23 protein-coding genes are annotated in these 26,492 nt (G+C 61.6%); 8 read left to right on the forward strand and 15 right to left on the reverse strand.

Annotation, left to right across the window (positions count from 1 at the left end; all coding sequences use genetic code 11):
- The first annotated feature begins 26 nt into the window (after positions 1-26).
- Entirely contained in the window at positions 27-1,421 is a 1,395-nt protein-coding gene (locus JJN09_RS19155; RefSeq protein ID WP_249483074.1) for a NorM family multidrug efflux MATE transporter, read from the forward strand.
- A gap of 107 nt (positions 1,422-1,528) precedes the next feature.
- Here JJN09_RS19155 and JJN09_RS19160 read toward each other — a convergent pair whose 3' ends face one another.
- On the reverse strand, positions 1,529-3,199 hold the full coding sequence (locus JJN09_RS19160) for a bifunctional diguanylate cyclase/phosphodiesterase (protein ID WP_249483075.1): 1,671 nt from the start codon (positions 3,197-3,199) through the stop codon (positions 1,529-1,531).
- Positions 3,200-3,463: 264 nt separating this feature from the next.
- On the opposite strand from JJN09_RS19160, the gene rep reads away from it, so the two are divergent.
- Together rep and JJN09_RS19170 are read left to right on the forward strand one after the other, a co-directional pair.
- Complete coding sequence (gene rep / locus JJN09_RS19165) at positions 3,464-5,473, forward strand: DNA helicase Rep (RefSeq protein ID WP_249483076.1); 2,010 nt, start codon at positions 3,464-3,466, stop codon at positions 5,471-5,473.
- Between the two features lie 57 nt (positions 5,474-5,530).
- The gene (locus JJN09_RS19170; RefSeq protein WP_007920398.1) at positions 5,531-6,103 is read left to right on the forward strand and encodes a xanthine phosphoribosyltransferase; all 573 of its coding nucleotides are present in this window, start codon (positions 5,531-5,533) and stop codon (positions 6,101-6,103) included.
- Between the two features lie 68 nt (positions 6,104-6,171).
- Here the strand turns inward: JJN09_RS19170 and JJN09_RS19175 are convergent, their stop codons facing one another.
- The 6 genes from JJN09_RS19175 to dadA form a co-directional block, all read right to left on the reverse strand.
- A complete protein-coding gene (locus JJN09_RS19175; RefSeq protein ID WP_249483077.1) occupies positions 6,172-8,094 on the reverse strand; it encodes an acetyl-CoA hydrolase/transferase C-terminal domain-containing protein in 1,923 nt (640 codons plus the stop codon).
- Positions 8,095-8,230: 136 nt separating this feature from the next.
- Positions 8,231-8,647, reverse strand: a complete 417-nt coding sequence (locus tag JJN09_RS19180) for a cytochrome c5 family protein (protein WP_025112727.1) — start codon at positions 8,645-8,647, stop codon at positions 8,231-8,233.
- Between the two features lie 182 nt (positions 8,648-8,829).
- Positions 8,830-9,378 (reverse strand): cupin domain-containing protein, encoded by a 549-nt coding sequence (locus JJN09_RS19185; protein WP_008086779.1) that lies wholly within the window; start codon positions 9,376-9,378, stop codon positions 8,830-8,832.
- A gap of 89 nt (positions 9,379-9,467) precedes the next feature.
- Positions 9,468-10,541: an alanine racemase gene (gene alr, locus JJN09_RS19190; RefSeq protein WP_249483078.1), complete on the reverse strand. Its 1,074-nt coding sequence runs from the start codon at positions 10,539-10,541 to the stop codon at positions 9,468-9,470.
- 95 nt (positions 10,542-10,636) lie between these two features.
- Positions 10,637-10,990 (reverse strand): RidA family protein, encoded by a 354-nt coding sequence (locus tag JJN09_RS19195; protein WP_007954489.1) that lies wholly within the window; start codon positions 10,988-10,990, stop codon positions 10,637-10,639.
- The gene (gene dadA / locus JJN09_RS19200) at positions 10,962-12,266 is read right to left on the reverse strand and encodes a D-amino acid dehydrogenase (protein WP_249483079.1); all 1,305 of its coding nucleotides are present in this window, start codon (positions 12,264-12,266) and stop codon (positions 10,962-10,964) included. The genes JJN09_RS19195 and dadA overlap by 29 nt, the downstream gene beginning before the upstream one ends.
- Positions 12,267-12,421: 155 nt before the next feature.
- Here dadA and JJN09_RS19205 point away from each other — a divergent pair, with 155 nt between their 5' ends.
- On the forward strand, positions 12,422-12,910 hold the full coding sequence (locus JJN09_RS19205) for an Lrp/AsnC ligand binding domain-containing protein (RefSeq protein WP_003177284.1): 489 nt from the start codon (positions 12,422-12,424) through the stop codon (positions 12,908-12,910).
- Between the two features lie 4 nt (positions 12,911-12,914).
- On the opposite strand, the gene JJN09_RS19210 is transcribed toward JJN09_RS19205, so the two are convergent.
- Positions 12,915-13,268 (reverse strand): YkgJ family cysteine cluster protein, encoded by a 354-nt coding sequence (locus tag JJN09_RS19210; protein WP_085685871.1) that lies wholly within the window; start codon positions 13,266-13,268, stop codon positions 12,915-12,917.
- A 145-nt stretch (positions 13,269-13,413) separates the two neighbouring features.
- Between JJN09_RS19210 and JJN09_RS19215 the strand changes: the two genes are divergently transcribed.
- Positions 13,414-14,724, forward strand: a complete 1,311-nt coding sequence (locus JJN09_RS19215) for an FAD-binding oxidoreductase (protein WP_249483080.1) — start codon at positions 13,414-13,416, stop codon at positions 14,722-14,724.
- Between the two features lie 141 nt (positions 14,725-14,865).
- Here the strand turns inward: JJN09_RS19215 and JJN09_RS19220 are convergent, their stop codons facing one another.
- Positions 14,866-15,111, reverse strand: a complete 246-nt coding sequence (locus JJN09_RS19220) for a DUF1127 domain-containing protein (RefSeq protein ID WP_249483081.1) — start codon at positions 15,109-15,111, stop codon at positions 14,866-14,868.
- A gap of 179 nt (positions 15,112-15,290) precedes the next feature.
- Between JJN09_RS19220 and JJN09_RS19225 the strand changes: the two genes are divergently transcribed.
- A complete protein-coding gene (locus JJN09_RS19225) occupies positions 15,291-16,712 on the forward strand; it encodes a PLP-dependent aminotransferase family protein (RefSeq protein WP_249483082.1) in 1,422 nt (473 codons plus the stop codon).
- Here the strand turns inward: JJN09_RS19225 and JJN09_RS19230 are convergent.
- The 4 genes from JJN09_RS19230 to JJN09_RS19245 form a co-directional block, all read right to left on the reverse strand.
- Positions 16,709-17,212 (reverse strand): hypothetical protein, encoded by a 504-nt coding sequence (locus JJN09_RS19230; RefSeq protein WP_249483083.1) that lies wholly within the window; start codon positions 17,210-17,212, stop codon positions 16,709-16,711. The two genes, JJN09_RS19225 and JJN09_RS19230, sit on opposite strands and share 4 nt — an antisense overlap.
- Before the next feature lie 37 nt (positions 17,213-17,249).
- Positions 17,250-19,673, reverse strand: coding sequence for a fimbria/pilus outer membrane usher protein (locus JJN09_RS19235; RefSeq protein WP_249483084.1), 2,424 nt, complete (start codon positions 19,671-19,673; stop codon positions 17,250-17,252).
- A complete protein-coding gene (locus JJN09_RS19240; RefSeq protein WP_249483085.1) occupies positions 19,673-20,383 on the reverse strand; it encodes a fimbria/pilus chaperone family protein in 711 nt (236 codons plus the stop codon). The genes JJN09_RS19235 and JJN09_RS19240 overlap by 1 nt, the downstream gene beginning before the upstream one ends.
- A 101-nt stretch (positions 20,384-20,484) precedes the next feature.
- Positions 20,485-21,135, reverse strand: a complete 651-nt coding sequence (locus JJN09_RS19245) for a DUF1120 domain-containing protein (RefSeq protein ID WP_249483086.1) — start codon at positions 21,133-21,135, stop codon at positions 20,485-20,487.
- Between the two features lie 274 nt (positions 21,136-21,409).
- On the opposite strand from JJN09_RS19245, the gene JJN09_RS19250 reads away from it, so the two are divergent.
- Positions 21,410-22,948: a phospholipase D family protein gene (locus JJN09_RS19250; RefSeq protein WP_249490828.1), complete on the forward strand. Its 1,539-nt coding sequence runs from the start codon at positions 21,410-21,412 to the stop codon at positions 22,946-22,948.
- Positions 22,949-22,969: 21 nt separating this feature from the next.
- On the opposite strand, the gene JJN09_RS19255 is transcribed toward JJN09_RS19250, so the two are convergent.
- Together JJN09_RS19255 and JJN09_RS19260 are read right to left on the reverse strand one after the other, a co-directional pair.
- Positions 22,970-24,115, reverse strand: coding sequence for an MFS transporter (locus tag JJN09_RS19255; protein ID WP_249483087.1), 1,146 nt, complete (start codon positions 24,113-24,115; stop codon positions 22,970-22,972).
- 184 nt (positions 24,116-24,299) lie between these two features.
- The gene (locus tag JJN09_RS19260; protein WP_085708877.1) at positions 24,300-25,793 is read right to left on the reverse strand and encodes an aldehyde dehydrogenase; all 1,494 of its coding nucleotides are present in this window, start codon (positions 25,791-25,793) and stop codon (positions 24,300-24,302) included.
- Positions 25,794-26,029: 236 nt separating this feature from the next.
- Here JJN09_RS19260 and JJN09_RS19265 point away from each other — a divergent pair, with 236 nt between their 5' ends.
- Positions 26,030-26,392 (forward strand): cupin domain-containing protein, encoded by a 363-nt coding sequence (locus JJN09_RS19265; protein ID WP_169432451.1) that lies wholly within the window; start codon positions 26,030-26,032, stop codon positions 26,390-26,392.
- Positions 26,393-26,492 lie beyond the last annotated feature (100 nt).

Below are 26,492 nucleotides of genomic sequence, written 5' to 3' on the forward strand. Positions count from 1 at the left end.
CCCTCTTCTATACGGATGTGAACACCATGCAGCGTCCTGTGCGTACCGAACTCTGGGCCATCCTGCGGCTGGCGGGGCCGTTGATTGCCTCGCAGTTGGCGCACATGCTGATGGTGCTGACCGACACCCTGATGATGGCCCGCCTCAGTCCCGAAGCGCTGGCCGGTGGCGGTCTGGGCGCCGCGAGCTATTCGTTCGTGTCGATTTTCTGCATCGGCGTGATCGCGGCGGTCGGCACTCTGGTGGCGATCCGTCAGGGTGCCGGTGACATTATCGGTGCCGCCAAACTGACCCAGGCCGGATTGTGGCTGGCGTGGCTGATGGCGCTCGGCGCCGGGCTGCTGCTGTGGAATCTGAAACCCGTGCTGCTGCTGTTCGGCCAGACCGAGACCAACGTCAACGCTGCCGGGCAGTTTCTGATCGCCCTGCCGTTCGCCCTGCCCGGCTACCTGAGCTTCATGGCCTTGCGCGGTTTCACCAGCGCCATCGGCCGGGCGACACCGGTGATGGTTATCAGCCTCGCCGGCACAGTGGCCAACTTCCTGCTCAATTACGCGCTGATCACCGGCATGTTCGGTCTGCCGAAACTGGGGCTGACGGGTATCGGCCTGGTCACGGCGGTTGTTGCCAACTGCATGGCGCTGGCACTGGCGTGGCATATCCGTCGGCATCCGGCGTACGACGCTTACCCGCTGCGCGAGGGGCTGTCGCGGCCGAACCGGCGGTACCTGAAAGAACTCTGGCGTCTGGGCCTGCCGATTGGCGGCACCTACGCGGTGGAAGTCGGGCTGTTCGCCTTCGCGGCGCTGTGCATGGGCACCATGGGCAGTACGCAACTGGCGGCGCACCAGATTGCCCTGCAAATCGTCTCGGTGGCATTCATGGTCCCGGCGGGGATGTCGTATGCGATCACCATGCGCGTCGGCCAGCATTACGGCGCCGGGCAATTGAGCGATGCGCGGATGTCCGGGCGGGTCGGCATCGTCTTCGGTGCAGTGGTGATGCTGGGGTTTGCGATGGTGTTCTGGTTGCTGCCGAATCAGCTGGTCGGGTTGTTCCTCGACCATAACGACCCCGCGTTTGCCGAGGTGATTCGTCTGGCCGTGAGCCTGCTGGCCGTGGCAGCGTGGTTCGAGCTGTTCGACGGAACGCAGACCATTGCCATGGGCTGCATCCGCGGACTCAAGGATGCCAAAACCACGTTTCTGGTCGGGCTCGGTTGCTACTGGCTGATCGGCGCGCCGGCGGCGTGGCTGATGGCGTTCCATCTGCACTGGGGGCCGACCGGGGTCTGGTGGGGGCTGGCGCTGGGCCTGGCCTGCGCGGCGATCAGCCTGACGCTGGCGTTCGAATGGAAAATGAAACGGATGATTCGGCACGAGCCGCAATCTCAAGGCTTCAAGATCGCTCAGGTCGAGTGAGTTTCCCTGTGGGAGCGAGCTTGCTCGCGATGAGGGTGTGTCAGTGACTAATAAGTCGACTGTTACTCCGCCATCGCGAGCAAGCTCGCTCCCACAGGGATTTGAGGCTAAACCACTATGCCCAGCGGAGGCTGGCTGGCGTCAGCAATCAGGTAATCAACCAGTTCCGCCAACGGCAACGGCTTGCTGATCAGGTAACCCTGCACCTGATCGCAGCCGAACCCGCGCAGCAGATCCAGTTGCTCGCGGGTTTCCACCCCTTCGGCCACCACTTCCAGGTGCAGGTTGTGCGCGAGGTTGATCATCGCGTGCACCAGTTTGCGGTTCTCTTCGCGCTGCTCCATGCCGCCGACGAAGCTCTTGTCGATCTTCAGCAAGGTAATCGGCAGGCTGTTGAGGTGCACGAACGACGAGAATCCGGTGCCGAAGTCATCCAGCGAGAACCGCACGCCGAGGCGACCGAGAGCGTCCATGGTCTGCTTGACCAGATCGCTGCGGCGCATCACGGCGGTTTCGGTGAGTTCGAATTCCAGCCACTGCGCCTCAACCCCGCGCTCAGCGATCAAACGGCTGAGCGTCGGCAGCAACTGGCTGTCCTGGAACTGGCGGAACGACAGGTTGATCGCCATGTGCAGCGCCGGCAATCCGCGTTCGCGCAAGGCCTGCATGTCGCGCAGGGCCCGGGAAATCACCCAGTAACCCAGCGGCACGATCAGGCCGCTCTGCTCGGCCAGCGGCACGAACTCGCTAGGCGGCAGCAGGCCGCGCTCACTGTGACGCCAGCGCACCAGCGCTTCGAGGCCGACGATCTGGCCGTCCTGCATGTTCAGACGCGGCTGGTAATGCAACTCCAGCTCATCGCGACGCAAGGCCCGGCGCAGCTCGCTTTCGAGGTCGGCCATGCTTCGCGCATTGCGGTTGATGCGTTCGTTGAAGATGTGAAAGGTGCAGCCCTGGGTGCTCTTGGCCTGTTGCATGGCGATGTGTGCGTGCCACATCAGCGGGTCGGCGCCGCCCTGAGCGCGGGCGTGGGCAATGCCCAGGCTTGAACCGATCAGCAAGCTTTCGCCGTCTACCCAGTACGGCTCGGCCAAGGCTTCGGTGATGCGTTCGGCCATCCATTCTGCCCGTTGCGGGGCGCGGCGGGTGTCGATCAGCAGGGCAAATTCATCGCTGCCGAGGCGCGCCAGTTGATCACCGGCCTCCAGCTGGCTTTTCAGCCGTGCGACGACTTGCAGGATCAAACGGTCGCCGGCCTGATGACCGAGGGCGTCGTTGGCGTGGCGGAAGTTGTCGAGATCAAGGTGCCCGAGGGCCAGGCCGCGACCGTCGTTTTCGGCCAGCCGGGCCGTGAGCAGGGTCTGGAAACCCTGGCGGTTGGCAATGCCGGTCAGGGGATCCTGTTCGGCCAGGCGTTGCAGGGTGTTTTCCAGCACGCCGCGTTCGCGCACATGGCGCAGGCAACGGCGAAGCATGCCGGCATCGAGGGCATCGAACACCAGCCAGTCGCTGACGCCGTCGGGCGCGGTCGCCGGTTCGTGCTCCAGCAGCAACACCGTCGGCAGGCTGCACCGGCCGGGCGCGGGCTGCAAGGCGGGAACGGTCAACAAAACCGCATGGCGATTGTCTTCGAACAGACTGCTGACCGACTCCCAGCTCGGCGCGCTGATCAGCACTGCCGCGCTCCCCAACGGAGCCAGACACTCGCGCAATAACGCTGTCCACGCTGGCTCTTCGGCCAGTAGCAGCAAACGCAAGGGTTCGACAGGCGTAGTCAAGCTGACTCCCTAGACTCTGCAATGATGTGGGCGGCGGGCATTATGCCGTTCTGCCAACCAATGACCAAATGACAACGGTTATCAAAACGTTATTTTGTGTCACGAATGAGAACATTAGCCGCAAAATCACCGCGCATCCTGCGTGAAAGTAACAAAACCGGCAAATTTGAATCGCGTGGTGCGTCACAAGTCGGAGAGAGCAGCACAAATCGCTGAGCCTGTTAAAATGCCGGCCCATTTCGTCAACGACTCCCGAATTTTCGTATGTCCCGACTCAATCCCCGGCAGCAAGAAGCCGTGAACTACGTCGGCGGCCCTCTATTGGTGCTCGCCGGTGCTGGCTCCGGCAAGACCAGCGTGATCACGCGCAAGATTGCGCACCTGATCCAGAACTGCGGCATCCGTGCCCAGTACATCGTCGCCATGACCTTCACCAACAAGGCCGCGCGCGAGATGAAGGAACGGGTCGGCACCCTGCTGCGTGCCGGCGAAGGTCGCGGCCTGACAGTCTGCACCTTTCACAACCTGGGCCTGAACATCATCCGCAAGGAACATGAACGGCTGGGCTACAAACCCGGTTTCTCGATCTTCGACGAAACCGACGTCAAGTCGCTGATGACTGACATCATGCAGAAGGAATACGCGGGCGACGACGGCGTCGACGAGATCAAGAACATGATCGGCGCCTGGAAGAACGACCTGATCCTGCCGGCCGAAGCCCTGGAAAACGCCCGCAACCCCAAGGAACAGACCGCCGCCATCGTCTACACCCACTATCAGCGCACGCTCAAGGCGTTCAACGCGGTGGACTTCGACGACCTGATCCTGCTGCCGGTAAAACTCTTCGAAGAGCACGCCGACATCCTCGAAAAGTGGCAGAACAAGGTGCGTTACCTGCTGGTCGACGAATACCAGGACACCAACGCCAGCCAGTACCTGCTGGTGAAAATGCTCATCGGCAAACGCAACCAGTTCACCGTGGTGGGCGACGACGACCAGTCGATCTACGCCTGGCGCGGCGCGCGGCCGGAAAACCTGATGTTGCTCAAGGATGACTATCCGTCCCTGAAAGTGGTGATGCTGGAGCAGAACTACCGCTCCACCAGCCGCATCCTGCGCTGCGCCAACGTGCTGATCTCGAACAACCCGCACGAATTCGAAAAGCAGCTGTGGAGTGAGATGGGTCACGGCGACGAGATCCGCGTGATCCGCTGCCGCAACGAGGACGCCGAAGCCGAGCGCGTGGCCATGGAGATCCTCAGCCTGCACTTGCGCACCGACCGCCCGTACAGCGACTTTGCGATCCTCTATCGCGGCAACTACCAGGCCAAGCTGATCGAACTGAAACTGCAGCACCATCAGGTGCCGTACCGTTTGAGCGGCGGCAACAGCTTCTTCGGGCGTCAGGAAGTGAAAGACCTGATGGCCTACTTCCGCCTGATCGTGAACCCGGACGACGACAACGCCTTCCTGCGCGTGATCAACGTACCGCGCCGGGAAATCGGCTCGACGACCCTGGAAAAACTCGGCAACTACGCCACCGAACGCAAGATCTCGATGTACGCCGCCACCGACGAACTCGGCCTCGGCGAGCATCTGGACAGCCGCTTCACCGATCGTCTGTCGCGCTTCAAGCGCTTCATGGACAAGGTGCGCGAGCAGTGCGCCGGCGAAGACCCGATCTCCGCCCTGCGCAGCATGGTCATGGACATCGACTACGAGAACTGGCTGCGCACCAACAGCTCCAGCGATAAGGCTGCGGACTACCGGATGAGCAACGTCTGGTTCCTGATCGAAGCCTTGAAAAACACGCTTGAGAAGGACGAAGAAGGCGAAATGACCGTCGAGGACGCCATCGGCAAACTCGTCCTGCGCGACATGCTGGAACGTCAGCAGGAAGAAGAGGACGGCGCCGAAGGCGTGCAGATGATGACCCTGCATGCGTCCAAGGGCCTGGAATTCCCTTACGTGTTCATCATGGGCATGGAAGAGGAAATCCTCCCGCACCGCTCCAGCATCGAAGCCGACACCATCGAAGAAGAACGCCGCCTAGCCTACGTGGGCATCACCCGCGCGCGCCAGACCCTGGCGTTTACCTTCGCCGCCAAGCGTAAACAGTACGGCGAGATCATCGACTGCGCGCCAAGTCGCTTCCTCGATGAGCTTCCGCCGGACGACCTGGCCTGGGAAGGCAACGACGACACACCGACCGAAGTCAAAGCCGTGCGGGGCAATAGCGCATTGGCTGATATACGCGCGATGTTAAAGCGCTAGAATTGACCACTTTTTTAAAACCTTAGGGCGCACAATGCGCCAAAAGAGGACAGCTTCATGGAAGCCCTGCACCAGAAAATCCGCGAACAAGGCATCGTGCTTTCCGACCAGGTCCTGAAGGTCGACGCCTTCCTGAACCACCAGATCGACCCGGCCCTGATGAAGCTGATCGGCGACGAATTCGCCTCGCTGTTCAAGGATTCCGGCATCACCAAGATCGTCACCATCGAAGCGTCGGGCATCGCCCCGGCGATCATGACCGGTCTGAACCTCGGCGTGCCGGTGATCTTCGCCCGCAAGCAACAGTCCCTGACCCTGACTGAAAACCTGCTGTCGGCGACCGTTTACTCGTTCACCAAGAAGACCGAAAGCACCGTGGCCATCTCCCCGCGTCACCTGACCAGCAGCGACCGCGTGCTGATCATCGATGACTTCCTGGCCAACGGTAAGGCGTCCCAGGCGCTGATCTCGATCATCAAGCAGGCCGGCGCCACCGTGGCAGGTCTGGGCATCGTGATCGAGAAGTCGTTCCAGGGCGGCCGTGCGGAGCTGGATTCGCAGGGTTATCGCGTCGAGTCGCTGGCTCGCGTAAAGTCGCTGAAGGATGGCGTGGTGACTTTCATCGAGTAACCCGCAACACCGCAGGACTTCTGTGGGAGCCAGTTTGCTGGCTCCCACAGTTGTTTTGGGGTGGGCAATTATTGCGCGGTGGCCTTCAGGCCAGTGAGCAGCAACCGCTGAAACAGGTCTTCTTTCAGACCTTCCGGGCGGGTGAGCTGCATGCGCGCCAGATGCTCCGGATACAGCGAAGCCTCCGGCGCATCCAGCGCGGCCTTGCCCAGCTCCAGAATCTCGGTCAGCTTGAATTTGCTCTTGAGCCAGTTCAGCGCCCGCAGCAAATCCTTCTCGACCTCATTGAAATCGCAGCCCAGCGGATACTCCGGAAACAGATTCGGATGCCGTGCGGCAATCGCCTGCAAGCGTTGCGGGGTGTTGTCGGTAAAGCGTGGATCGAGGCGAAAATCCTTCGGCAGCTTTCCGACCTTCTGTGCCTGTTCGATCAAGTCCTGCTGGAAGCGCGAGTCGCTGATATTGAGCAGCGCCTCGATCACCACCGCATCGGACTTGCCGCGCAGATCGGCGATGCCGTACTCGGTGACCACGATGTCGCGCAGGTGCCGTGGAATCGTGCAATGGCCGTACTCCCAGACGATGTTCGAACTGACATCACCGCCGGACTCGCGCCAGCTGCGCAGCAGCAGAATCGAACGCGCATCGTGCAGCGCATGGCCCTGAGCAACGAAGTTGTATTGCCCGCCGACGCCGCTGAGCACCCGTCCGTCTTCCAGTTGATCCGCCACCCCCGCACCCAGCAGGGTCATGGTGAACACCGTGTTGATGAATCGTGCATCGAGACGTTGCAGGCGCTTGAGCTCTTCCTGACCGTACAGCTCGTTGATGTAGCTGATGCGAGTCATGTTGAATTCGAGGCGTTTGCTCAGCGGCAAATTACGCAAGCGTTCATAGAAACTGCGCGGCCCGAGGAAGAAGCCGCCGTGCACTGAAATGCCGTCGGTTTGCGCCGCCTCGTCGAGGGTGCCTGCGTTGGCCTGCTCCTGGGTCTGCACGTCCGGGTAGACCTTGCGCCGGATGATCCCGGCGTCCGCCAGCACCAGCAGGCCGTTGACGAACATTTCGCTGCAACCGTACAGGCCTTTGGCGAATGGCTCGATACCGCCCTCGCGTTCGATCAACTGCGCCCACTGGCTGAGATTCACATCGGCCAGCAACTCCCGGTAACCAGCATTGTCAGCCTGACGCGCCAGCAACGCAGCGGTCAGGGCATCGCCCATCGAGCCGATGCCGATCTGCAAGGTGCCGCCGTCGCGCACCAGGGTGCTGGCGTGCAGACCGATGAAGTGGTCCTGAAATCCGACGGGCATGTTCGGCGTGGAAAACAGCGTGCTGTTGTCCTTCTCGTCGATCAGCAGGTCGAAGGTGTCGATGTCGACTTCGGCATCGCCCGGCATGTACGGCAACTCGGCGTGCACCTGGCCGACCAGCAGAATGGTCTCCCCCGCCGCCCGGCGTTTGGCGATCATCGGGAACAGGTCGAGGGTGATGTCCGGGTTGCAGCTCAGGCTCAGGCGATCTGGATGTTCGCTGCTGCTGGCGAGCAACTGCGCCACCAAGTTCAGCCCGGCGGCATTGATGTCTCGGGCCGCATGGCTGTAGTTGCTGCTGACGTAATCCTGCTGAGCCGGCGCGCTGTTGAGCAGGCTGCCGGGCTGCATAAAGAATTGCTCGATACGGATGTTCGCCGGCAGGCTGTCGCGGTGCAGGTCGGCGAGGAAATCCAGCTCCGGGTAATCACCGAACACCCGCTCGACGAAGGGTTCGATGAAGCGCTTCTGCAAACCATCGCCCAGGGCCGGACGGCCGAGGCACAGGGCGGTGTAGATCGTCAGCTGCCGTTCGGGCAATCCAGCAACCCGCCGGTACAGCGCGTTGACGAAGGGATTGGGTTTGCCCAGGCCCAGCGGCAGGCCCATGTGGATATGCGCCGGCAACCGTGCCAGTACGTCGTCCACTGCCTGTTCGATCGAACACAACTGCACCATCTGAAGCCTCCTGCCCGTTCCGTGAATAGGGGTACGACCGAGATTGCCGGTTGTTTGCTGCAATGAACAGCCTCGAGCCTGAATCGCAGGCACAAAAAAACCGTCCGAAGACGGTTTTTTTCGTCAGAAGCGCGGCTTATTTCAGGCCGGACATCTTCTGGATCGCGCCCTTCAGCTCGTCATCCGAGCAATCGGCGCAGGTGCCTTTCGGAGGCATCGAGTTCAGGCCGGTGATGGCTTTGGCCAGCAGGCCGTCGAGGCCGCCCTGGTGATCGGCACGGTCTTTCCAGGCTGCTGCGTCACCGATTTTCGGTGCGCCCAACAGGCCGGTGCCATGGCAAGCGTTGCAATGTTTGGCAATCACTTCATCCGGCGTCTTGGCGCCGCCACCGCCGCCTGCCGAAGCGGCGACTTCCATCCCCTTGCACTCTTGCCCTTGAACACACACCTGACCGACTGGCTCGAGGCGTTTGGCAATGTCGTCATTCGTCGCAGCTTGAGCGCTGACAGCCCAGAGGGCCAGTACGGTTGCTGGTGCAGCCAGCATTTTCATAATTAGGTTCACGCGTTCACCCTCAATGGTGGCTATTCACGCCTGCGGCCACGGTTCGCAGGCGGGCGCAAGTATAGCGGGTAGCCCGCCACACTGAAACAACCCCAAAGTTAAAGGGGTCTTGTTGCGCATCGGTCAAACAGTTCGGACACCTTTACCGCACTGGCCTGGCGTCTCTAGATTTAAAAATTCGCCGGCGTGGCTGCGCTGATTAGTCGCGCAGGCAAGTCGAACGGATTACGGAAACGATGCGGCTTGGTACTTTCAAAGTAGTAGCTGTCGCCGGCTTCGAGGATAAAAGTTTCAAGGCCCACCACCAGTTCCAGACGCCCTTCCACCAGAATTCCGGTTTCCTCGCCTTCGTGGGTGAGCATTTCTTCGCCGGTGTCGGCGCCCGGCGGGTAGATTTCATTGAGGAACGCGATGGCCCGGCTCGGGTGCGCGCGGCCGACCAGTTTCATGGTCACGGCGCCGTCGGAAATGTCGATCAGCTCGTTGGCCTTGTAGACGATCTGGGTCGGTACTTCCTGCAGGATTTCTTCGGAAAAGAACTCGACCATGGACATGGGAATCCCGCCCAGCACCTTCCTCAGCGAACTGATCGAAGGGCTGACACTGTTCTTTTCGATCATCGAAATGGTGCTGTTGGTGACGCCCGCGCGTTTGGCGAGTTCACGCTGGGAAAGCCCTTTGAGCTTGCGGATCGATTGCAGTCGTTCACCGACGTCCAAGGCTTGGGCCTCCTGAGTGTTGTAGAAATATTGAGCGTTATCATGGCGACAGCGTTCAGTATTTACAACACTTGGGCCCAGCCTGGGCTTCAACCCTCGGAATAGAGCCTTGGCACCCGACGCAGGTTGCAGAAGATCTGGTACGGAATGGTGTCGGCCCACTTCGCCACGTCGCTGGCGAGGATGTTCTTGCCCCACAGCTCAACGGTCGAACCGAGGCCTGCTTCCGGCACGTCGGTCAGGTCGATGCAGAGCATGTCCATCGACACACGACCCAGTATGCGGCTGCGTTGGCCGGCCACCAGCACCGGGGTGCCGGTGGGTGCCTGACGCGGATAACCATCGGCGTAACCCATGGCAACCACGCCAATGCGCATCGGTTTGTCGGTGATGAACTTCGCACCGTAGCCCACCGGCTCGCCGGCCGGCAGCTCGCGCACGTTGATGACTTTCGATTCCAGCGTCATCACCGGTTGCAGGCGATCGGCCACGGCGTTGGCTTCTTCGAACGGGGTGGCGCCGTAAAGCATGATGCCCGGGCGCACCCAGTCGCTGTGAATCTGTGGCCAGCCCAGAACCGCCGGCGAGTTGCGCAGGCTGACTTCGGCTGCCAAGCCCTGACGTGCGGCTTCAAACACTGCAACCTGATCAGCGCTGCTCTGCTCATGCAGCTCATCGGCTCGGGCGAAGTGGCTCATCAGCACGACTTTCGCCACGTTGCCACTGGCCAGCAAACGCTGGTAAGCAGCTGGGTAATCCTTCGGATGCAGGCCGACGCGGTGCATGCCCGAATCGAGCTTCAGCCACACGGTGAGCGGTTTGCTCAACGCTGCCTGCTCGATGGCTTCGAGCTGCCACAGCGAATGCACCACGCACCAGAAATCGTGCTCGACGATCAGCGCCAGCTCGTCGGCCTCGAAAAAGCCTTCGAGCAACAGCACCGGCGCACGAATCCCGGCGGCACGCAGCTCCAGGGCTTCTTCGATGCACGCCACCGCGAAGCCGTCCGCTTCAGCCTCCAGCGCCTGGGCGCAACGCACTGCGCCATGGCCGTAGGCATCGGCCTTGATCACTGCCAGTGCCTTGGCACCAGTGACTTCACGGGCGATACGGTAGTTGTGACGCAGGGCTTGAAGGTCGATCAGGGCACGGGCAGGACGCATGGCAGCAGACTTCTTGGCGGTCATGGGAATAAAAACCGGCGCTGGCTGACGGCGTGAACCGCCAACAGCACCGGGAGAGGGATCTTTACAACGGGTTACGGCAACGCGGCGACGATGGAGATCTCGACCAGAATGTTCGGCTTGGCCATCTTCGCTTCGACAGTGGCACGGGCCGGGGCGGCGCCTTTGGGCAGCCACTGGTCCCAGACCGAGTTCATCCCGGCGAAGTGCGCTTCGATGTCGTTCAGGTAGATCGTCGCCGACAGCAGATGCTGTTTGTCGGTCCCGGCCAGATCCAGCAAACGCTCGATATTGGCGAGCACGTCGCGGGTCTGCTGTTCCACCCCGGCGTTGAAGTCATCGCCGACCTGCCCGGACAGATACACCGTTCCGTTGTGGCTGACGATCTGACTCATGCGCTCATTGGTGAGCTGGCGCTGGATTGCCATGCTTTGCGGACTCCTGGGTCTTGTTGCCATAACGGGAAATATCGAGGCCTTCGGCGCTGATCTGCGGTTTCTTCTTCGCCATCAGGTCAGCCAGCAGGCGACCGGAACCGCACGCCATGGTCCAGCCGAGGGTGCCGTGACCGGTGTTCAGGAACAGGTTCTTGAACGGAGTGGCACCGACGATCGGAGTGCCGTCCGGCGTGGTTGGACGCAGGCCGGTCCAGAAACTCGCTTCGGCCAGATTGCCGCCCTGAGGATAAAGGTCGTTGACGATCATCTCCAGGGTTTCACGCCGACGCGGGTTCAGCGACAGGTCAAAACCGGCGATCTCCGCCATGCCGCCGACGCGAATACGGTTGTCGAAACGGGTGATTGCGACCTTGTACGTCTCGTCGAGGATGGTCGAAGTCGGAGCCATGGCCGGGTTGGTGATCGGCACGGTCAGCGAGTAGCCCTTCAACGGATACACCGGGGCCTTGATGCCCAGCGGCTTGAGCAGTTGCGGCGAATAGCTGCCGAGGGCCAATACGTAGCGATCGGCGGTTTCCAGCTTGCCGTCGATCCACACGCCGTTGATGCGGTCACCGGCGAAGTCGAGACGCTGGATGTCCTGGCCAAAACGGAATTCCACACCCAGGTTCACAGCCATTTCGGCAAGGCGGGTGGTGAAGATCTGGCAGTCGCCGGTCTGGTCGTTCGGCAGGCGCAGGGCACCGGCGAGGATGTCGGTGACGCTGGCCAAGGCCGGCTCGACGCGGGCAATGCCGGCGCGGTCGAGGACTTCGAACGGCACGCCGGACTCTTTCAGTACGGCGATGTCCTTGGCGGCGCCATCAAGCTGCGCCTGAGTGCGGAACAGCTGGGTGGTGCCCAGGCTGCGGCCTTCGTAGGCGATGCCGGTCTCGGCGCGCAATTCGTCGAGGCAGTCGCGGCTGTACTCGGACAGACGCACCATGCGCTCCTTGTTCACCGCGTAACGGTTGGCGGTGCAGTTGCGCAGCATCTGCGCCATCCACAGGTATTGGTCGATGTCGGCGGTGGCCTTGATCGCCAGCGGCGCGTGGCGTTGCAGCAGCCATTTGATGGCCTTGAGGGGAACGCCCGGCGCGGCCCACGGCGAGGCGTAACCCGGCGAGACCTGCCCTGCGTTGGCGAAACTGGTCTCCATGGCCGCGGCTGGCTGCCGGTCGACCACCACCACTTCAAACCCGGCACGGGCCAGATAGTAAGCACTGGCGGTACCGATGACGCCGCTACCCAAGACGATAACGCGCATTTTTGTATCCCTCATCGCGGCGTGCCGCGTACGTCTGTTGTTAGAGCAATGATGCGCGCAGTGTAAAAAAGATTTGCCAGTGCTTTTCACTGTATAAGCGCCTATATTTGGCGACAATTCTCGGCAAAAACCCTTTTCACGGAGGCGCATCCCCTATGCGTACTAACACTCAGACCAAACGTGAGCTGGACAAGATCGACCGCAACATCTTGCGGATCCTGCAGGCGGACGGGCGGATTTCATTCACCGAACTGGGCGAGAAGGTCGGGCTCTCCACCACCCCGTGTACTGAGCGGGTGCGGCGCCTGGAGCGCGAGGGGATCATCATGGGCTACAACGCCCGCCTGAATCCGCAGCACTTGAAGGGTAGTCTCTTGGTGTTCGTCGAGATCAGCCTCGATTACAAATCCGGCGATACTTTCGAAGAGTTCCGACGCGCGGTGCTGAAGTTGCCCCACGTGCTGGAATGCCACCTGGTGTCAGGGGATTTCGACTATCTGGTGAAGGCGCGGATTTCCGAGATGGCCTCGTACCGCAAGCTGCTGGGCGACATCCTGCTCAAGCTGCCGCACGTGCGTGAATCCAAGAGCTACATCGTGATGGAAGAAGTGAAAGAGAGCCTGAGCCTGCCGATTCCGGACTGATCGCTCAGACCAGCACCTGCCGGTTTTCGGCCATGTACTCGAACACCTGCTTCTCGACCCGTGGATGAATCAGCTCCACCGGCCGCCGGCCGTTGGGGCACGGCAAGGTCTGGGTGGTGCCGAACAACCGACAGATCAGCGGCCGCTCGTCATACACCGTGCAGCCGTTCGGCCCCAGGTGTACACAGTTGAGTTCCTCCATGGCTGCATCCTGCTCGGCGCGGGTCTTGCGCGGCAGGCGGGCCATTTCCTCGGGCGAGGTGGTCACCGGCCCGCAGCAGTCATGACAGCCCGGCACGCACTCGAACGTGGGAATCTGCTGACGCAGGGTGCGGATTTTCTGACTGTTGCAGCTCATTGCAGCGGTAACCGGAGAGAAATAGGCGGCAATTGTGCCGCAAAAGCCGTGATCCAGACACCACGGGCCGACCAATGTTGCCCGGCCTCGGGCCAGCGGCTTATGCTCCGTCAAATTTTCTCGACACCCGCTCAGGATGACGCCCATGAACGCCCGCGCCCAAGCCTTCGCGAGCCAACCCCACGTTGCCTCTTATTACGCCGCCAGCAGCCTGCCGCAACCCGACCATCCGGTGCTGCAAGGCGAACTGGTCGCAGACGTCTGCGTGGTCGGTGGCGGTTTCTCCGGGCTGAACACCGCGCTGGAATTGGCTGAGCGGGGCTTGAGCGTGGTGCTGCTGGAAGCGCACCAGATCGGCTGGGGCGCCAGTGGTCGCAACGGCGGGCAGTTGATTCGGGGGGTCGGTCACGGCCTCGATCAGTTCGCCAACGTGATCGGTGTCGACGGCGTGCGTCAGATGAAACTCATGGGCCTGGAAGCGGTGGAGATCGTCCGACAGCGCGTCGAACGCTTTCAGATCCCCTGCGACCTGACCTGGGGTTATTGCGATCTCGCCAACAAACCTTCCGATCTGGAAGGCTTCGCCGAAGACGCCGAAGAGTTGCGCGGCCTCGGTTACCGCTACGAAACCCGTTTGCTGCAAGCGAACGAGATGCACACCGTGGTCGGTTCCAAACGCTACGTCGGTGGTTTGATCGACATGGGTTCCGGACATCTGCACCCACTGAACCTGGCACTGGGCGAAGCCGTTGCGGCCCAGCAACTGGGTGTCAAACTGTTCGAACAATCGGCGGTCACTCGCATCGACTACGGCCCCGAAGTCCGGGTGCACACGGCGCAAGGTTCGGTGCGGGCGAAGACGCTGGTGTTGGGCTGCAACGCATACCTCAACAATCTGAATCCACAACTCAGCGGCAAGGTACTGCCCGCCGGCAGCTACATCATCGCAACCGAACCACTGAGCGAAGAACAGGCCCACGCGTTGTTGCCACAGAACATGGCGGTCTGCGACCAGCGGGTGGCGCTGGATTACTACCGGCTCTCGGCCGACCGTCGACTGCTGTTCGGTGGCGCCTGCCATTACTCGGGGCGTGATCCGAAGGACATCGCCGCGTATATGCAGCCGAAGATGCTGGAAGTGTTCCCGCAGCTCGCCTCGGCGAAGATCGATTATCAGTGGGGCGGGATGATCGGCATCGGTGCCAACCGTCTGCCGCAGATTGGACGGCTAAGCGATCAGCCGAACGTGTATTACGCCCAGGCCTATTCCGGCCACGGAGTGAATGCCACACATTTGGCCGGCAAGTTGCTGGCCGAGGCCATCAGCGGCCAGCACAGCGGTGGCTTCGACCTGTTTGCCAAGGTGCCACACATCACCTTCCCCGGCGGCAAGCATTTGCGCTCGCCGTTGCTGGCGTTGGGGATGTTGTGGCATCGCCTGAAAGAGCTGGTTTGATGATTTTGTAGCGTCCTTGAGGCCGCCATCGCTAGCAAGCCAGCTCCCACAAGGTCGGTGGTGGACACTGATTGTGTGAACACCACCACGACTGTGGGAGCTGGCTTGCCAGCGATGAGGCCAGCAAAGACAACGAAGATTTCAGATCCGCCAGAACGGCTTCAACCCCTCCTCCAGCGCCTGTTCACGAGTCAGCCCGACATCCTTGAGCTGCTCCGGCGTCAGGCCCAGTAACGCCTTGCGCGTGTGCAGACGATGCCAGAACAGACCCCAGCGACTCAGCCCGGACGGTGCGTTGCGCAGGATCTCGTTGCGCGCATTGTCCTGTTGCCCTGCCTCCAGTTCCTGACTGTGTAACGTCAGCCGCACATCGCTCAAACCGTTCATTTTCATTGCTCCTGTTTACTTGGGTAGCCAGAGATTCCATGATGCGCGGGTCGGCAAAAGCATTACAGATTCAACGAATCCGTATTATTTCCATACAGATTTATTGTCTCCGGGACTGAATTGTCGATTTACGCCGCATCTGTACTGGTTTTTCGAATCACCTGCATCGAGGCAGTACCATGACCCTGTATGTGAACCTAGCCGAGTTGCTCGGCACCCGCATCGAACAAGGCTTCTACCGTCCTGGTGATCGCCTGCCGTCGGTGCGCGCCTTGAGCGTAGAACATGGGGTCAGCTTGAGCACGGTGCAGCAGGCCTATCGGATGCTGGAAGACAGCGGCCTGGCCACGCCGAAACCCAAGTCCGGGTACTTCGTGCCGGTCGGTCGTGAGCTGCCGGAGTTACCAGCGGTCGGGCGTCCGGCCCAGCGGCCGGTGGAGATTTCCCAGTGGGATCAGGTGCTGGAGCTGATTCGTGCCGTACCGCGCAAAGACGTGGTGCAACTCGGCCGCGGCATGCCGGATATCTCCTCGCCGACAATGAAACCGCTGCTGCGCGGACTGGCCCGTATCAGCCGCCGCCAGGACATGCCCGGTCTGTATTACGACAACATCCACGGCACCCTCGAACTGCGCGAGCAGATCGCCCGGTTGATGCTCGATTCCGGCTGCCAGTTGAGCGCCAGCGATCTGGTGGTGACCACCGGTTGCCATGAAGCGCTGTCCACCAGCATCCATGCGATCTGCGAGCCGGGTGACATCGTCGCGGTGGACTCGCCGAGCTTCCACGGCGCCATGCAGACCCTCAAAGGGCTGGGCATGAAAGCCCTGGAAATCCCTACCGACCCGCTCACCGGCATCAGCCTCGAAGCACTGGAACTGGCGCTGGAGCAGTGGCCGATCAAGGTCATCCAGCTCACCCCCAACTGCAACAACCCGCTCGGCTACATCATGCCGGAGTCGCGCAAGCGCGCCCTGCTCAACCTGGCCCAGCGCTTCGACGTGGCGATCATCGAGGACGATGTGTATGGCGAACTGGCCTACACCTACCCGCGTCCGCGCACGATCAAATCCTTCGACGAAGACGGCCGCGTGTTGCTGTGCAGTTCGTTTTCCAAGACCCTCGCGCCAGGATTGCGCATCGGCTGGGTCGCACCCGGTCGCTATCTCGAACGCGTGCTGCACATGAAATACATCAGCACCGGCTCCACCGCGCCGCAACCGCAGATTGCCATTGCCGAGTTCCTTAAAGCCGGGCACTTCGAACCGCATTTGCGGCGTGTGCGCACTCAATACCAGCGCAATCGCGACGTGATGATCGATTGGGTGACGCGATACTTTCCGGCCGGCACCCGCGCCAGCCGCCCGCAAGGCAGCTTCATGCTCTGGGTGGAACTGCCGGAAGGCTTCGACACCCTGAAACTGAATCGTGCGCTGCACGATCAGGGCGTACAGATTGCCGTCGGCAGTATTTTTTCCGCCTCGGGCAAGTACCGCAACTGCCTTCGCATGAACTACGCTGCCAAACCGACAGCGCTGGTCGAAGAAGCAGTGCGCAAGGTTGGCGCGACGGCGATCAAGCTACTGGCCGAGGCCGATTAGTCCACAGTAAAGGCGCCCTGACCTTCAAACCGCACCGGATCGACGGGGCGGCTTAAGGCGTCATCGACCCGCGCATCAAGCTCCAGCTCCACCTCCAGAAGACTGCCCCGGGCACCGGCATCCGCCCGCCATGGAACGACATGGATGCCCGGCCGAAGTAGATCCCCCTCGACCGGTTGGCCGCTGTCCAGCCGCCAGCGCACCGCCGAACCGTCCAGGCGCGCTGCCACGATCCGCAGTTGCAGCGTGCCCGCGACCCAACGGAAACGCTGCGGATCGGCCGGGGGCGCGACAAATGCCCAACGCATCAGGCGCACGTCGGGACACTGCACCCGCAAAAGCACGCTGCGCAGGCCGAACCCCGGCCCCCGGCCATCGAACGACGTACGTTGCAGCAGCTCGGTTCGCGTCGCGGTGCCCAGATTCACACTTGCGGGCGACAGACTCGACTGACACGCATCGGCGCCCCACGCCGATTGAAAGACAAGGCACGACAACACAGCCGCAATCATCAAGAGTTTCATAAGAAGCACTCGTTCAGGACAGCTCGGTCGGGACGCAAGTGGCGTCGACTCGCTCGATGAGCGCGCTGTCTTCAGGGAATTCGGAAAGAGGAAAACGCAAAACGCACTGCGTGTCGCCAGGGAGCTGAACCTGCAGCCTCTGACCCGCTTTTACGTCGGGCAGAAAAATCGTTCCGCCGTCCTGGACCGTCGTCAGATAGCGTCCCTGTTCGTCGTGAACGCTCAACCCCTTGGCCAGCCGTTGCCGGTCGGCAGTCATGGCGTTCAGCAATAATCGCCGGACCGTCACGACGGAGAAATCCAGATGCTGCACCGACCCTCGAGCCGGCTTTACTTCCTGCACACCGTCGAGCACTTCAACGTTGCGCGGCAGGCTGAGCGGGTCGACTTCCAGTCGCGCCGTCGACCAGGCCGGCAAGCTCGCGGCCACCGCGCGGCCCAAGCCATCGGTCCAGACCGGCCCTTGAGGCGTGTTCAGTTTCACGCCCGATCGATCACCGGCCTTGAGTACGCCGAAAGTGTCTCGCAGAGGATAAGGCGACAACGTTGCGCCATCGCGATGCAGCGCCACACCACCGCGCAGCCCCACGTCATAATCGGTCGCCCCGGATCGCTGGCCGATGCCAACGTCCAGGCTGGTGTAGCGCGGCAGCGCATTCAAGCGCACGCCGTAACTCGTCGCAGCCTCATCGCGGTATTCGACATTGGCGTTGTAAGACAGGGTTTCATCCAGTACATCGTTGACGGCCACGCCCCGACGCAAGCCGGATCGATCATCACTGCGCAGATAGCCGCGCAGTCTTCGCTGGCCACCCAGCGCCATTCCCAGCGTCAGGTAAGCGGAGTTGCCCAGGCGATCGGGCGCTGTGTCGCCGATAGCACGCTCCAGGTTCAATGACAGGCTGACGCGCTCAGGCGATGTGCGAGACCACGACAGGCCAAGGCGCGAATGCGACGGCTCACCCTGGGTCGAGTAGCGCGACCAGGTCGCCCCGAATGCACCCCATTTATCCACCGAGCCGGTAAGAGAAAACACCAGGTGATTGCGACCGGGGGATTGCGCCCGGTGAAGGTCCTGATTCCAGCCTGTGTCCGACAGCGTGCGAAAATTCCGGCTCTGGCGCACGGCAACCAGGCTCGTCGACAGGTGCTCGGACAGCGGCGTACTGAGCGTCAGTTGCGTCTGACTGCCTCCCGCTCCGCTGGAGCGTTCATCGGCCATTACCTGCCGCAGGCCCAGTGCATAATCGCCTGCCCACTGCCGCTGCAGCCCCCAGCCTGCCGACAGGTAGTCGGTTCCCGCGAGCACACCGCCGGTCAATCGGGTGGCCTGTCCCCAATCCCAATCCTTGCTGAATGCGGTGAAAGAAGGTGTCTGTCGGTCGTCCGAGCCCAGCCGACGCACCGTGCCCAGCGCAAAGTTGAACCCGCTCGGCCCTGCCCATTGCGCTTCGCGGAGACTGGCCGCCGGCACCCGCAAGCGCCGCGCCTGTCCATCCTGTTCGTGGACAGTCACCTCCAGATCAATCTGACTGCTCAACAATGGCAGCGATCGCAGCGTGAACGGCCCACTCGGCACCATCGTGGTGTAGATCATTACGCCGTTCTGCCGGACTTCAATGCGGGCCGGCGAATACGCGACACCTTCCACCTGCCCGCGCGCGCCGTCCTGCGCCATGCGCAACTGGGTGAATGCCGCTTCCGGCAGGATCTGCACGCCGTTGAATGACTCACCGGCAAACAAGGTCGACGCGAGATTCAATTGCCCGACCTGCAGGCTGGCTTCGGCGCCCTCCAGGGTTCGCGCACCGTAGGCATACAGGTGCTCGAACCGCGAGTTGCCGGAGGTCGACGTGTAGGACTGCCGGCTGCGCAGCACCCAGTCCCCGGCATTCAGGCCGACCTCCGAGACCAGGCTTTGAAAGCTGTCGTGCTGGCCTTCATGCTGGCTGCCGACCATCAGCGCGTCGTAGTTGAACACGCCGGCCGTACCGCCATGGGCGAAATTGTTGGGTGCACGTTCCGGCAGCATCAGACGGTCGGTGGGTACCAGCAGGTCAATCAGTTCGCGTCCCGGATCCAGTTGCACCACAGCTTCGGGAAATCCCTCCACCAGCGTCATGCACTGCTCCGGTCGCAGCTTGTCCATCAAGGGGGGCGGACGCACGCCGGCAGCGTTCAGCCATTGGAGGTGCAGGCACAATTCGCCGTGCTCGTTGAATGCCACCCGCACACGTCCTCGGGCCTGTCCGTTGACTTCAAGTGCAACGGAATGCTCGCCTTGGGTGAAGCGCGGCGCCTCACGAAAGTACGCCGCCAGCGCAGGATCGATGCCGCGGTCTCTCAACACACGGGCGTCGAATTCCAATGTTTCGGCCGCCAGCACGGTGCCGTTGGCTGCTAGCAGCAACACGCCCAAACGAACGCAGAACTTCATCAGCGGGTAACCGGCGCGTCGTAATGGTCGACCGCAAAGCCGTAGGTGGTGGCCGGAAAAATCCTCACCGCCATCGTCTGTGCCGACGTGTGCAAGGGCAGATCAGCGTGCATTCGCTCGCCGGGCAAGATGTAGGTCTTGGCCAGATTCACCGAGCGGGTGCCCGGCAGAGGCACAATGGTTTTCGCCAGCCGAACCACATAGGGGCTCGTATTGACGACCTGCAACCCAGAAGCATCCATTGACCAGGTCAGCCGCTTCCACGGCTCGCGCTCCACCGGCAACCCGGCGGGACGCAGAATCACCGGCAGGTTCTGGCGCACACCGAGGGTGACCCGCGCTCCGGCGGCGTCACTGGTCGGACTGATCCCCTCAAAGATCACCCGTTTCAGGCGTTCGGTCTTCAACGGTTGCCGGTTTTGCAGAATGAATCGCACTTGTTGAATGCCGCCCGGCTCGACCCGGGCAATGGGCGGGGTGAAGATCAGCAGTACGTCGTCGCTGTTCTCGATGTTCTCAACGGTGGTGTGCAGCAATGCGGGATGCGTGTCGGTATTGCGCACGTTCATCACCGCCTCACCCATGCCCTCCTCCACCAACAGCACCGGCGTCTGCGGAACCATTCCGGCGGCGTGGGTCAGCGGCATTGAAAACCATACGGACAGGCACAGCGGTGCCGTCTTGAGAGCAGACTTGAAAGAAATGAGCATCGGGATAATCCGTGAAATCCTGGATGCGATCCGGCAGATGCCGGACCGCGCTCGTGTGCGCCAGTCAGTCCCGGTGCCGGAGAGGCACCGGGGTGCCGTCGTCAGAGGTAGAACATGTCAAATGTCACGGAGCCGTCCAGCGGGATTTCGTTGGCAATCGGCAGGGCGTTGCTTGGGCCGATGATCGGCAGCAGGTGCATCGGAAAACCGTGGTGGCGGGCGGCAACCGGGCCGGTCGCGGCACTGGTGCCCCACGAGTACAACTGCGGCGCATTGCTGACCAGCGTACTGGTCGGCACACGCCATGCCGGGGCCGCCAGCGTACGGGTCAACAGTGTCTGGGCATTGCCGTCGGTCTCAGGAATGCCATGACGCAAGGCGAAACCACCAATGCGCGTACCGTTGATTTCGCCCAGACCGTAAAACAGTGCCGGATCACTCTGGCCAGCACCATCATTGATGCCGGGCAGCTTGGTGCCTGCACGGTTGTCGCGCACTGACACTTCCACAGGGGCTGGTGCGTCGCAATTGATGTGCAGGGACACATCGCGACCGGCCAACAGGGTTTGGGTGGTCGGATTCAACGTCGCCGCTGAAATCTTGCGCAGATCCACCGTGCCGCCACCGGCGAAAGCCGGAATGCAGGAGGTCGGGATAATGGTGCCGATGACACTCAGGTCAACGCTTTCTGCCATCGCCATTGTTGGCAGCAGCGCCGCCGCCAGCACTGCAAGACGGGATGTCTTTTTCATAAGCCGTAATCTTCCATTTGATTGACAGTTCAGTCCCTACAAACTTGGTATGTAAGTAAGCGGGCTGATGATTGCGGCTTATGAGAGATAAATCTGTAGGAAACGGCATCGCCTAAATAGCGAAATCGCAACTGGATAAATAGGCAGCTGGAACTAGGCGACGGGGTCCTACACTTCCACGTAAGCAGATGTTGAGAACGTCATGCCATACTCCTGACCTCGCCCACACCTGGAACGACCCGACTTGAGCTCCAGACAGTCTTTGCCATTTGCAATGTTGCTCGTCCTGCTGCTCGCCGGGTGCGCCTCGCTTGATGTTCCAAGAGAGTCCAGCCAGGCCCTGCCAGCCAATGGATCGGCATTCGGCCGCTCTATCCAGGCCCAGGCGGCGCGGTACAAAGGCCAGTCCGGCTTTCGTCTGCTGTCCAACAGCACCGAAGCGTTCACCGCCCGTGCCGAGTTGATCCGCAATGCTCAGAGCAGCCTCGACTTGCAGTACTACATCGTCCACGACGGCATCAGTACGCGAATGCTGGTGGAAGAAGTGCTCAAGGCTGCCGACCGTGGTGTGCGGGTGCGCATTCTGTTGGACGACACCACCAGCGACGGCCTCGACCTGATCATCGCCACGCTGGCGGCGCATCCGAATATCCAGATCCGTCTGTTCAACCCCTTGAACCTGGGGCGCAGCACCGGCGTGACCCGTGCGGCCGGGCGGTTGTTCAACCTGTCACTGCAACACCGGCGGATGCACAACAAACTGTGGCTGGCGGACAACAGCGCCGCGATCGTCGGCGGACGCAATCTGGGTGACGAGTACTTCGATGCCGAGCCCAACCTGAACTTCACCGACATCGACATGCTCAGCGTCGGGCCGGTCGCCGAACAGCTCGGACACAGTTTCGACCAGTACTGGAACAGCGCCCTGAGCAAACCGATCGACGAGTTCCTCTCCAGCAAGCCATCGGCCAAAGACCTGCAGAACACCCGCACGCGCCTGGAAGAATCCCTCGAAGAAACCCGCAAACAGAATCACGCGCTGTACCAGCAACTGATGACCTTCACCACCCACCCGCGCATGGATATCTGGCGCCGGGAGCTGATCTGGGCCTGGAATCAGGCGTTGTGGGATGCGCCGAGCAAGGTGCTGGCGGACGGCGAGCCTGATCCGCAATTGCTGCTAACCACACAACTGGCACCAGAGCTGCGAGGCGTCAGCAAGGAGCTGATGATGATTTCCGCCTACTTCGTGCCGGGCCAGCCGGGGCTGGTCTACCTGACCGGCCGTGCCGATGCGGGCGTGTCGGTGAGCCTGCTGACCAACTCGCTGGAAGCCACCGACGTGCCGGCGGTGCATGGTGGTTACGCGCCGTATCGCAAGGCATTGCTGGAACATGGCGTGAAGTTGTTTGAGCTGCGGCGCCAGCCTGGGGATAACTTCGGCAGCGGCCCGCATCTGTTTTACAGCAAATCGTTTCGCGGCTCGGATTCCAGCCTGCACAGCAAGGCGATGATCTTCGACGGGAAAAAATCCTTCATCGGCTCGTTCAATTTCGACCCGCGCTCGGTGCTGTGGAACACCGAAGTCGGTGTGCTGGTGGACAGCCCCGAGCTGGCTACCCATGTTCGTGAGCTGGCCTTGCAGGGCATGGCGCCGGCACTGAGCTATGAAGCGAAGTTGCAGGACGGGAAAGTCGTTTGGGTCACCGAGGACAACGGCCAAATGCACACGTTGACCAAGGAGCCCGGCAGCTGGTGGCGGCGCTTCAATGCGTGGTTCAGCACCACGGTGGGGCTGGAGCGGATGCTTTAGTCATCCGCTCCGACCCAGTCGTCAGGCAGGTTCCGGCACCTTGCCGAACGCCCCTTGTCGCGACAGTAGAATCACCAGCCCGAACGCCCCGGCCGCCATGAACCACGGCAACGCGTGCCCGCTGATCCATTGACTGCCCGCCCCCGCCGCCAACGGCCCGATCAGGCAACCGACACCCCACAGTTGCGCGACATGCGCATTGGCTCGCACCAGCGCGTCGTCACGGTAGCGCTCGCCGATCAGGATCAACGACAAGGTGAACAAGCCACCGGCACTGGCGCCGAACAGCACCCACAGCGGCCAGATCAGCAGAGTGTCGATCAGCATCGGGATCGCCAGACTCGACAACATCAGCACCACGGCGCAACCGGTGAACAAGGTCCGCCGCGACAGGTAGTCGGCCAGCGCACCGATCGGCAATTGCAGCAGCGCATCGCCCACCACCACGGTGCTGACCATCGCCAGCGCGATTTCTGCCGTGAAGCCCTGTTGCAGGCAATAGACCGGCAACAGCGTCAGAATCATCGCTTCGAACGCGGCGAACAGCGACACCGCCCAGGCAATGGCCGGCAATTCGCGACTGAAGCCCCACAAATCGCCGAAGGTCACGCTGCTCGCCTCGCTGCTCGGGGCCCCGCTGCGACCCAGCAGCAACAACGGCGAGACAATCAGCAGCGCGACACCGACCCAGAAGCCATAATCCTGCTCGGTGCCGAGCGCGCCCAGCAGCAACGGACCAGACAGTTGGCTCAACGCATAACTGCTGCCATACAGAGCGACCAATCGTCCGCGCCACTGCTCGACCACCAGTTGATTGATCCAGCTCTCGCCGAGGATGAAGACAATGGTCAGGATCACCCCGATCATTAACCGCAGCACCAGCCAGATCGGGTAGCTCGGCAGCAGCGCCAGCAAACCGATGGACAATGCCCCGGCCCACAGGCACAGGCGCATCAGGTTCGCCGTGCCGAAGCGCGCCGCCAGATGACTCGAAACCTTCGCACCCAGCAACACGCCAATGGCCGGCATCGCCGCCATCACGCCGATGGCGAACGAACCATAACCCCAGCCCTCCAGACGCAACGACACCAGCGGCATGCTGACACCGAGGGCCAAGCCAACACTCAAGACAGACGCCAACACGGCGAAATACGTCGCCCAACGCATGGTCCACGCTCCTGTGGATAATTGTTATGTGCACCACAAAACACTGTGGGAGCGAGCTTGCTCGCGAAAACGGTTTCACATTCAGCCGATTTGCTGACGGATACACCGCTATCGCGAGCAAGCTCGCTCCCACAGGGATCTTTGTATCGTTCGGGAGCCCGCCTCGGCAGGCTCCCTCAACGGTTTACAGCTTGATCCAGGTCGCCTTCAGCTCGGTGTATTTGTCGAACGCATGCAGCGACTTGTCGCGGCCGTTGCCCGACTGCTTGAAGCCGCCGAACGGCGCGGTCATGTCGCCGCCGTCGTACTGGTTGACCCACACGCTGCCGGCACGCAGTGCCTTGGCGGTCAGGTGCGCCTTGGAGATGTCCTGAGTCCAGACCGCTGCCGCCAGGCCGTAAGGCGTGTCGTTGGCGATGTTGATCGCTTCCTCGGCAGTGTCAAAGGCGATGACCGACAGCACCGGGCCGAAGATCTCTTCCTGAGCAATCTTCATCGCGTTGCTCACGCCGTCGAAAATCGTTGGCTCGACGTAAGTGCCACCGGTTTCCTGAAGGATGCGCTTGCCGCCGGCCACCAGTTTGGCACCGTCGGTGTGGCCCGACTCGATGTAAGACAGCACAGTGTTCATCTGCTGGGTGTCGACCAGCGCGCCAACGTTGGTGGCCGGGTCCAGCGGATTGCCCGGTTTCCAGGCTTTCAGCGCCTCGATCACCATCGGCAGGAATTTGTCTTTGATCGAACGCTCGACCAGCAGACGGGAACCGGCGGTGCAGACTTCGCCCTGGTTGAAGGCAATGGCGCTGGCGGCAGATTCGGCAGCGGCTTGCAGATCCGGTGCATCGGCAAACACGATGTTCGGGCTCTTGCCACCGGCTTCCAGCCAGACGCGTTTCATGTTCGATTCGCCCGAGTAGATCATCAGTTGCTTGGCGATCTTGGTCGAACCGGTGAACACCAGCGTGTCGACATCGTTATGCAGAGCCAGCGCCTTGCCGACGGTGTGGCCATAACCCGGCAGCACGTTCAGCACGCCTTTTGGAATGCCGGCCTCGACCGCCAGTTCGGCGATACGGATGGCGGTCAGCGGGGATTTTTCCGACGGTTTGAGGATCACCGAGTTACCGGTCGACAACGCCGGGCCGAGTTTCCAGCAGGCCATCATCAGCGGGAAGTTCCACGGCACGATGGCGCCAACCACGCCCACTGGCTCGCGGGTTACCAGACCCAGTTGATCGTGCGGAGTAGCAGCGACTTCGTCGTAGATCTTGTCGATCGCTTCACCGCTCCAGCTCAGCGCTTGCGCGGCGCCCGGAACGTCGATGTACAGCGAATCGCTGATCGGCTTGCCCATGTCGAGAGTTTCGAGCAGGGCCAGTTCTTCGGCGTGCTGCTTCAGCAGGCCGGCGAAACGGATCATGGTGGCTTTGCGTTTGGTCGGCGCCAGACGCGACCAGACGCCGGAATTGAAGGTGGCGCGGGCGTTTTCCACGGCGCGCTGGGCGTCGGCGGCGTCACAGCTGGCAATCTTGCCCAGCAGACGGCCATCGACCGGGCTGATGCACTCGAAGGTCTCGCCGGAGACAGCATCGGTATACTCGCCATTAAGGTAGGCGCGGCCTTCGATCTTCAGGTCGCGGGCGCGTTGTTCCCAGTCGGCACGAGTCAGGGTGGTCATTCGAGTGTCCTCCTCTTGTTGAATACGAGCGCCGCGCGATCTTCGCCGGCGTCCTCAGGAATTCTGCCCGGCCAGCCTGTTTTCGGCCCAAGGCACCCGCCACCCTAAACCAGCGGCCGGGGTTGTTTCAATATATTTGACATAAGGCGGTTATACAGCCTTGCGGCGTTCAATTTAATCAACATAGACTTTGGCCCCTTCAAGCCACCGCGCCGTCATCACGGGAGAAAACAACAATGAACATCCAGAACGTCGTCGACATCAGCCTGACCATGGACCAGGCCGAACGCTATCGCCCGGACCCGGCCAAAGTCCTCAAGGGCGATCCCGAACAAGCGGTGTTCAACCAGTACGACAGCCCCTGTGGGCAGATGGGCGTCGGCGTGTGGGAAGGTGCGGTGGGTCAGTGGACGGTGAATTACACCGAACACGAATACTGCGAAATCCTTCAGGGCGTTTCGGTGCTGCGTGACAGCGAAGGCAACGCCAAGACCCTGCGCGTCGGTGACCGCTTCGTGATTCCGGCCGGCTTCCGTGGCACCTGGGAAGTGCTGGAAGCGTGCCGCAAGGTCTATGTGATCTTCGAACAAAAAGCCTGAGACGGCATAACTATCTACCGCATCCGGCAGACCTTAACGGCAGACTATGGATCAGCATCTCGACTCACGAGGTGCCTCGATCTCCATTTCGCCGCAAGGA

The organism is Pseudomonas sp. HS6, from assembly GCF_023375815.1.
Taxonomy (GTDB): Bacteria; Pseudomonadota; Gammaproteobacteria; order Pseudomonadales; family Pseudomonadaceae; genus Aquipseudomonas.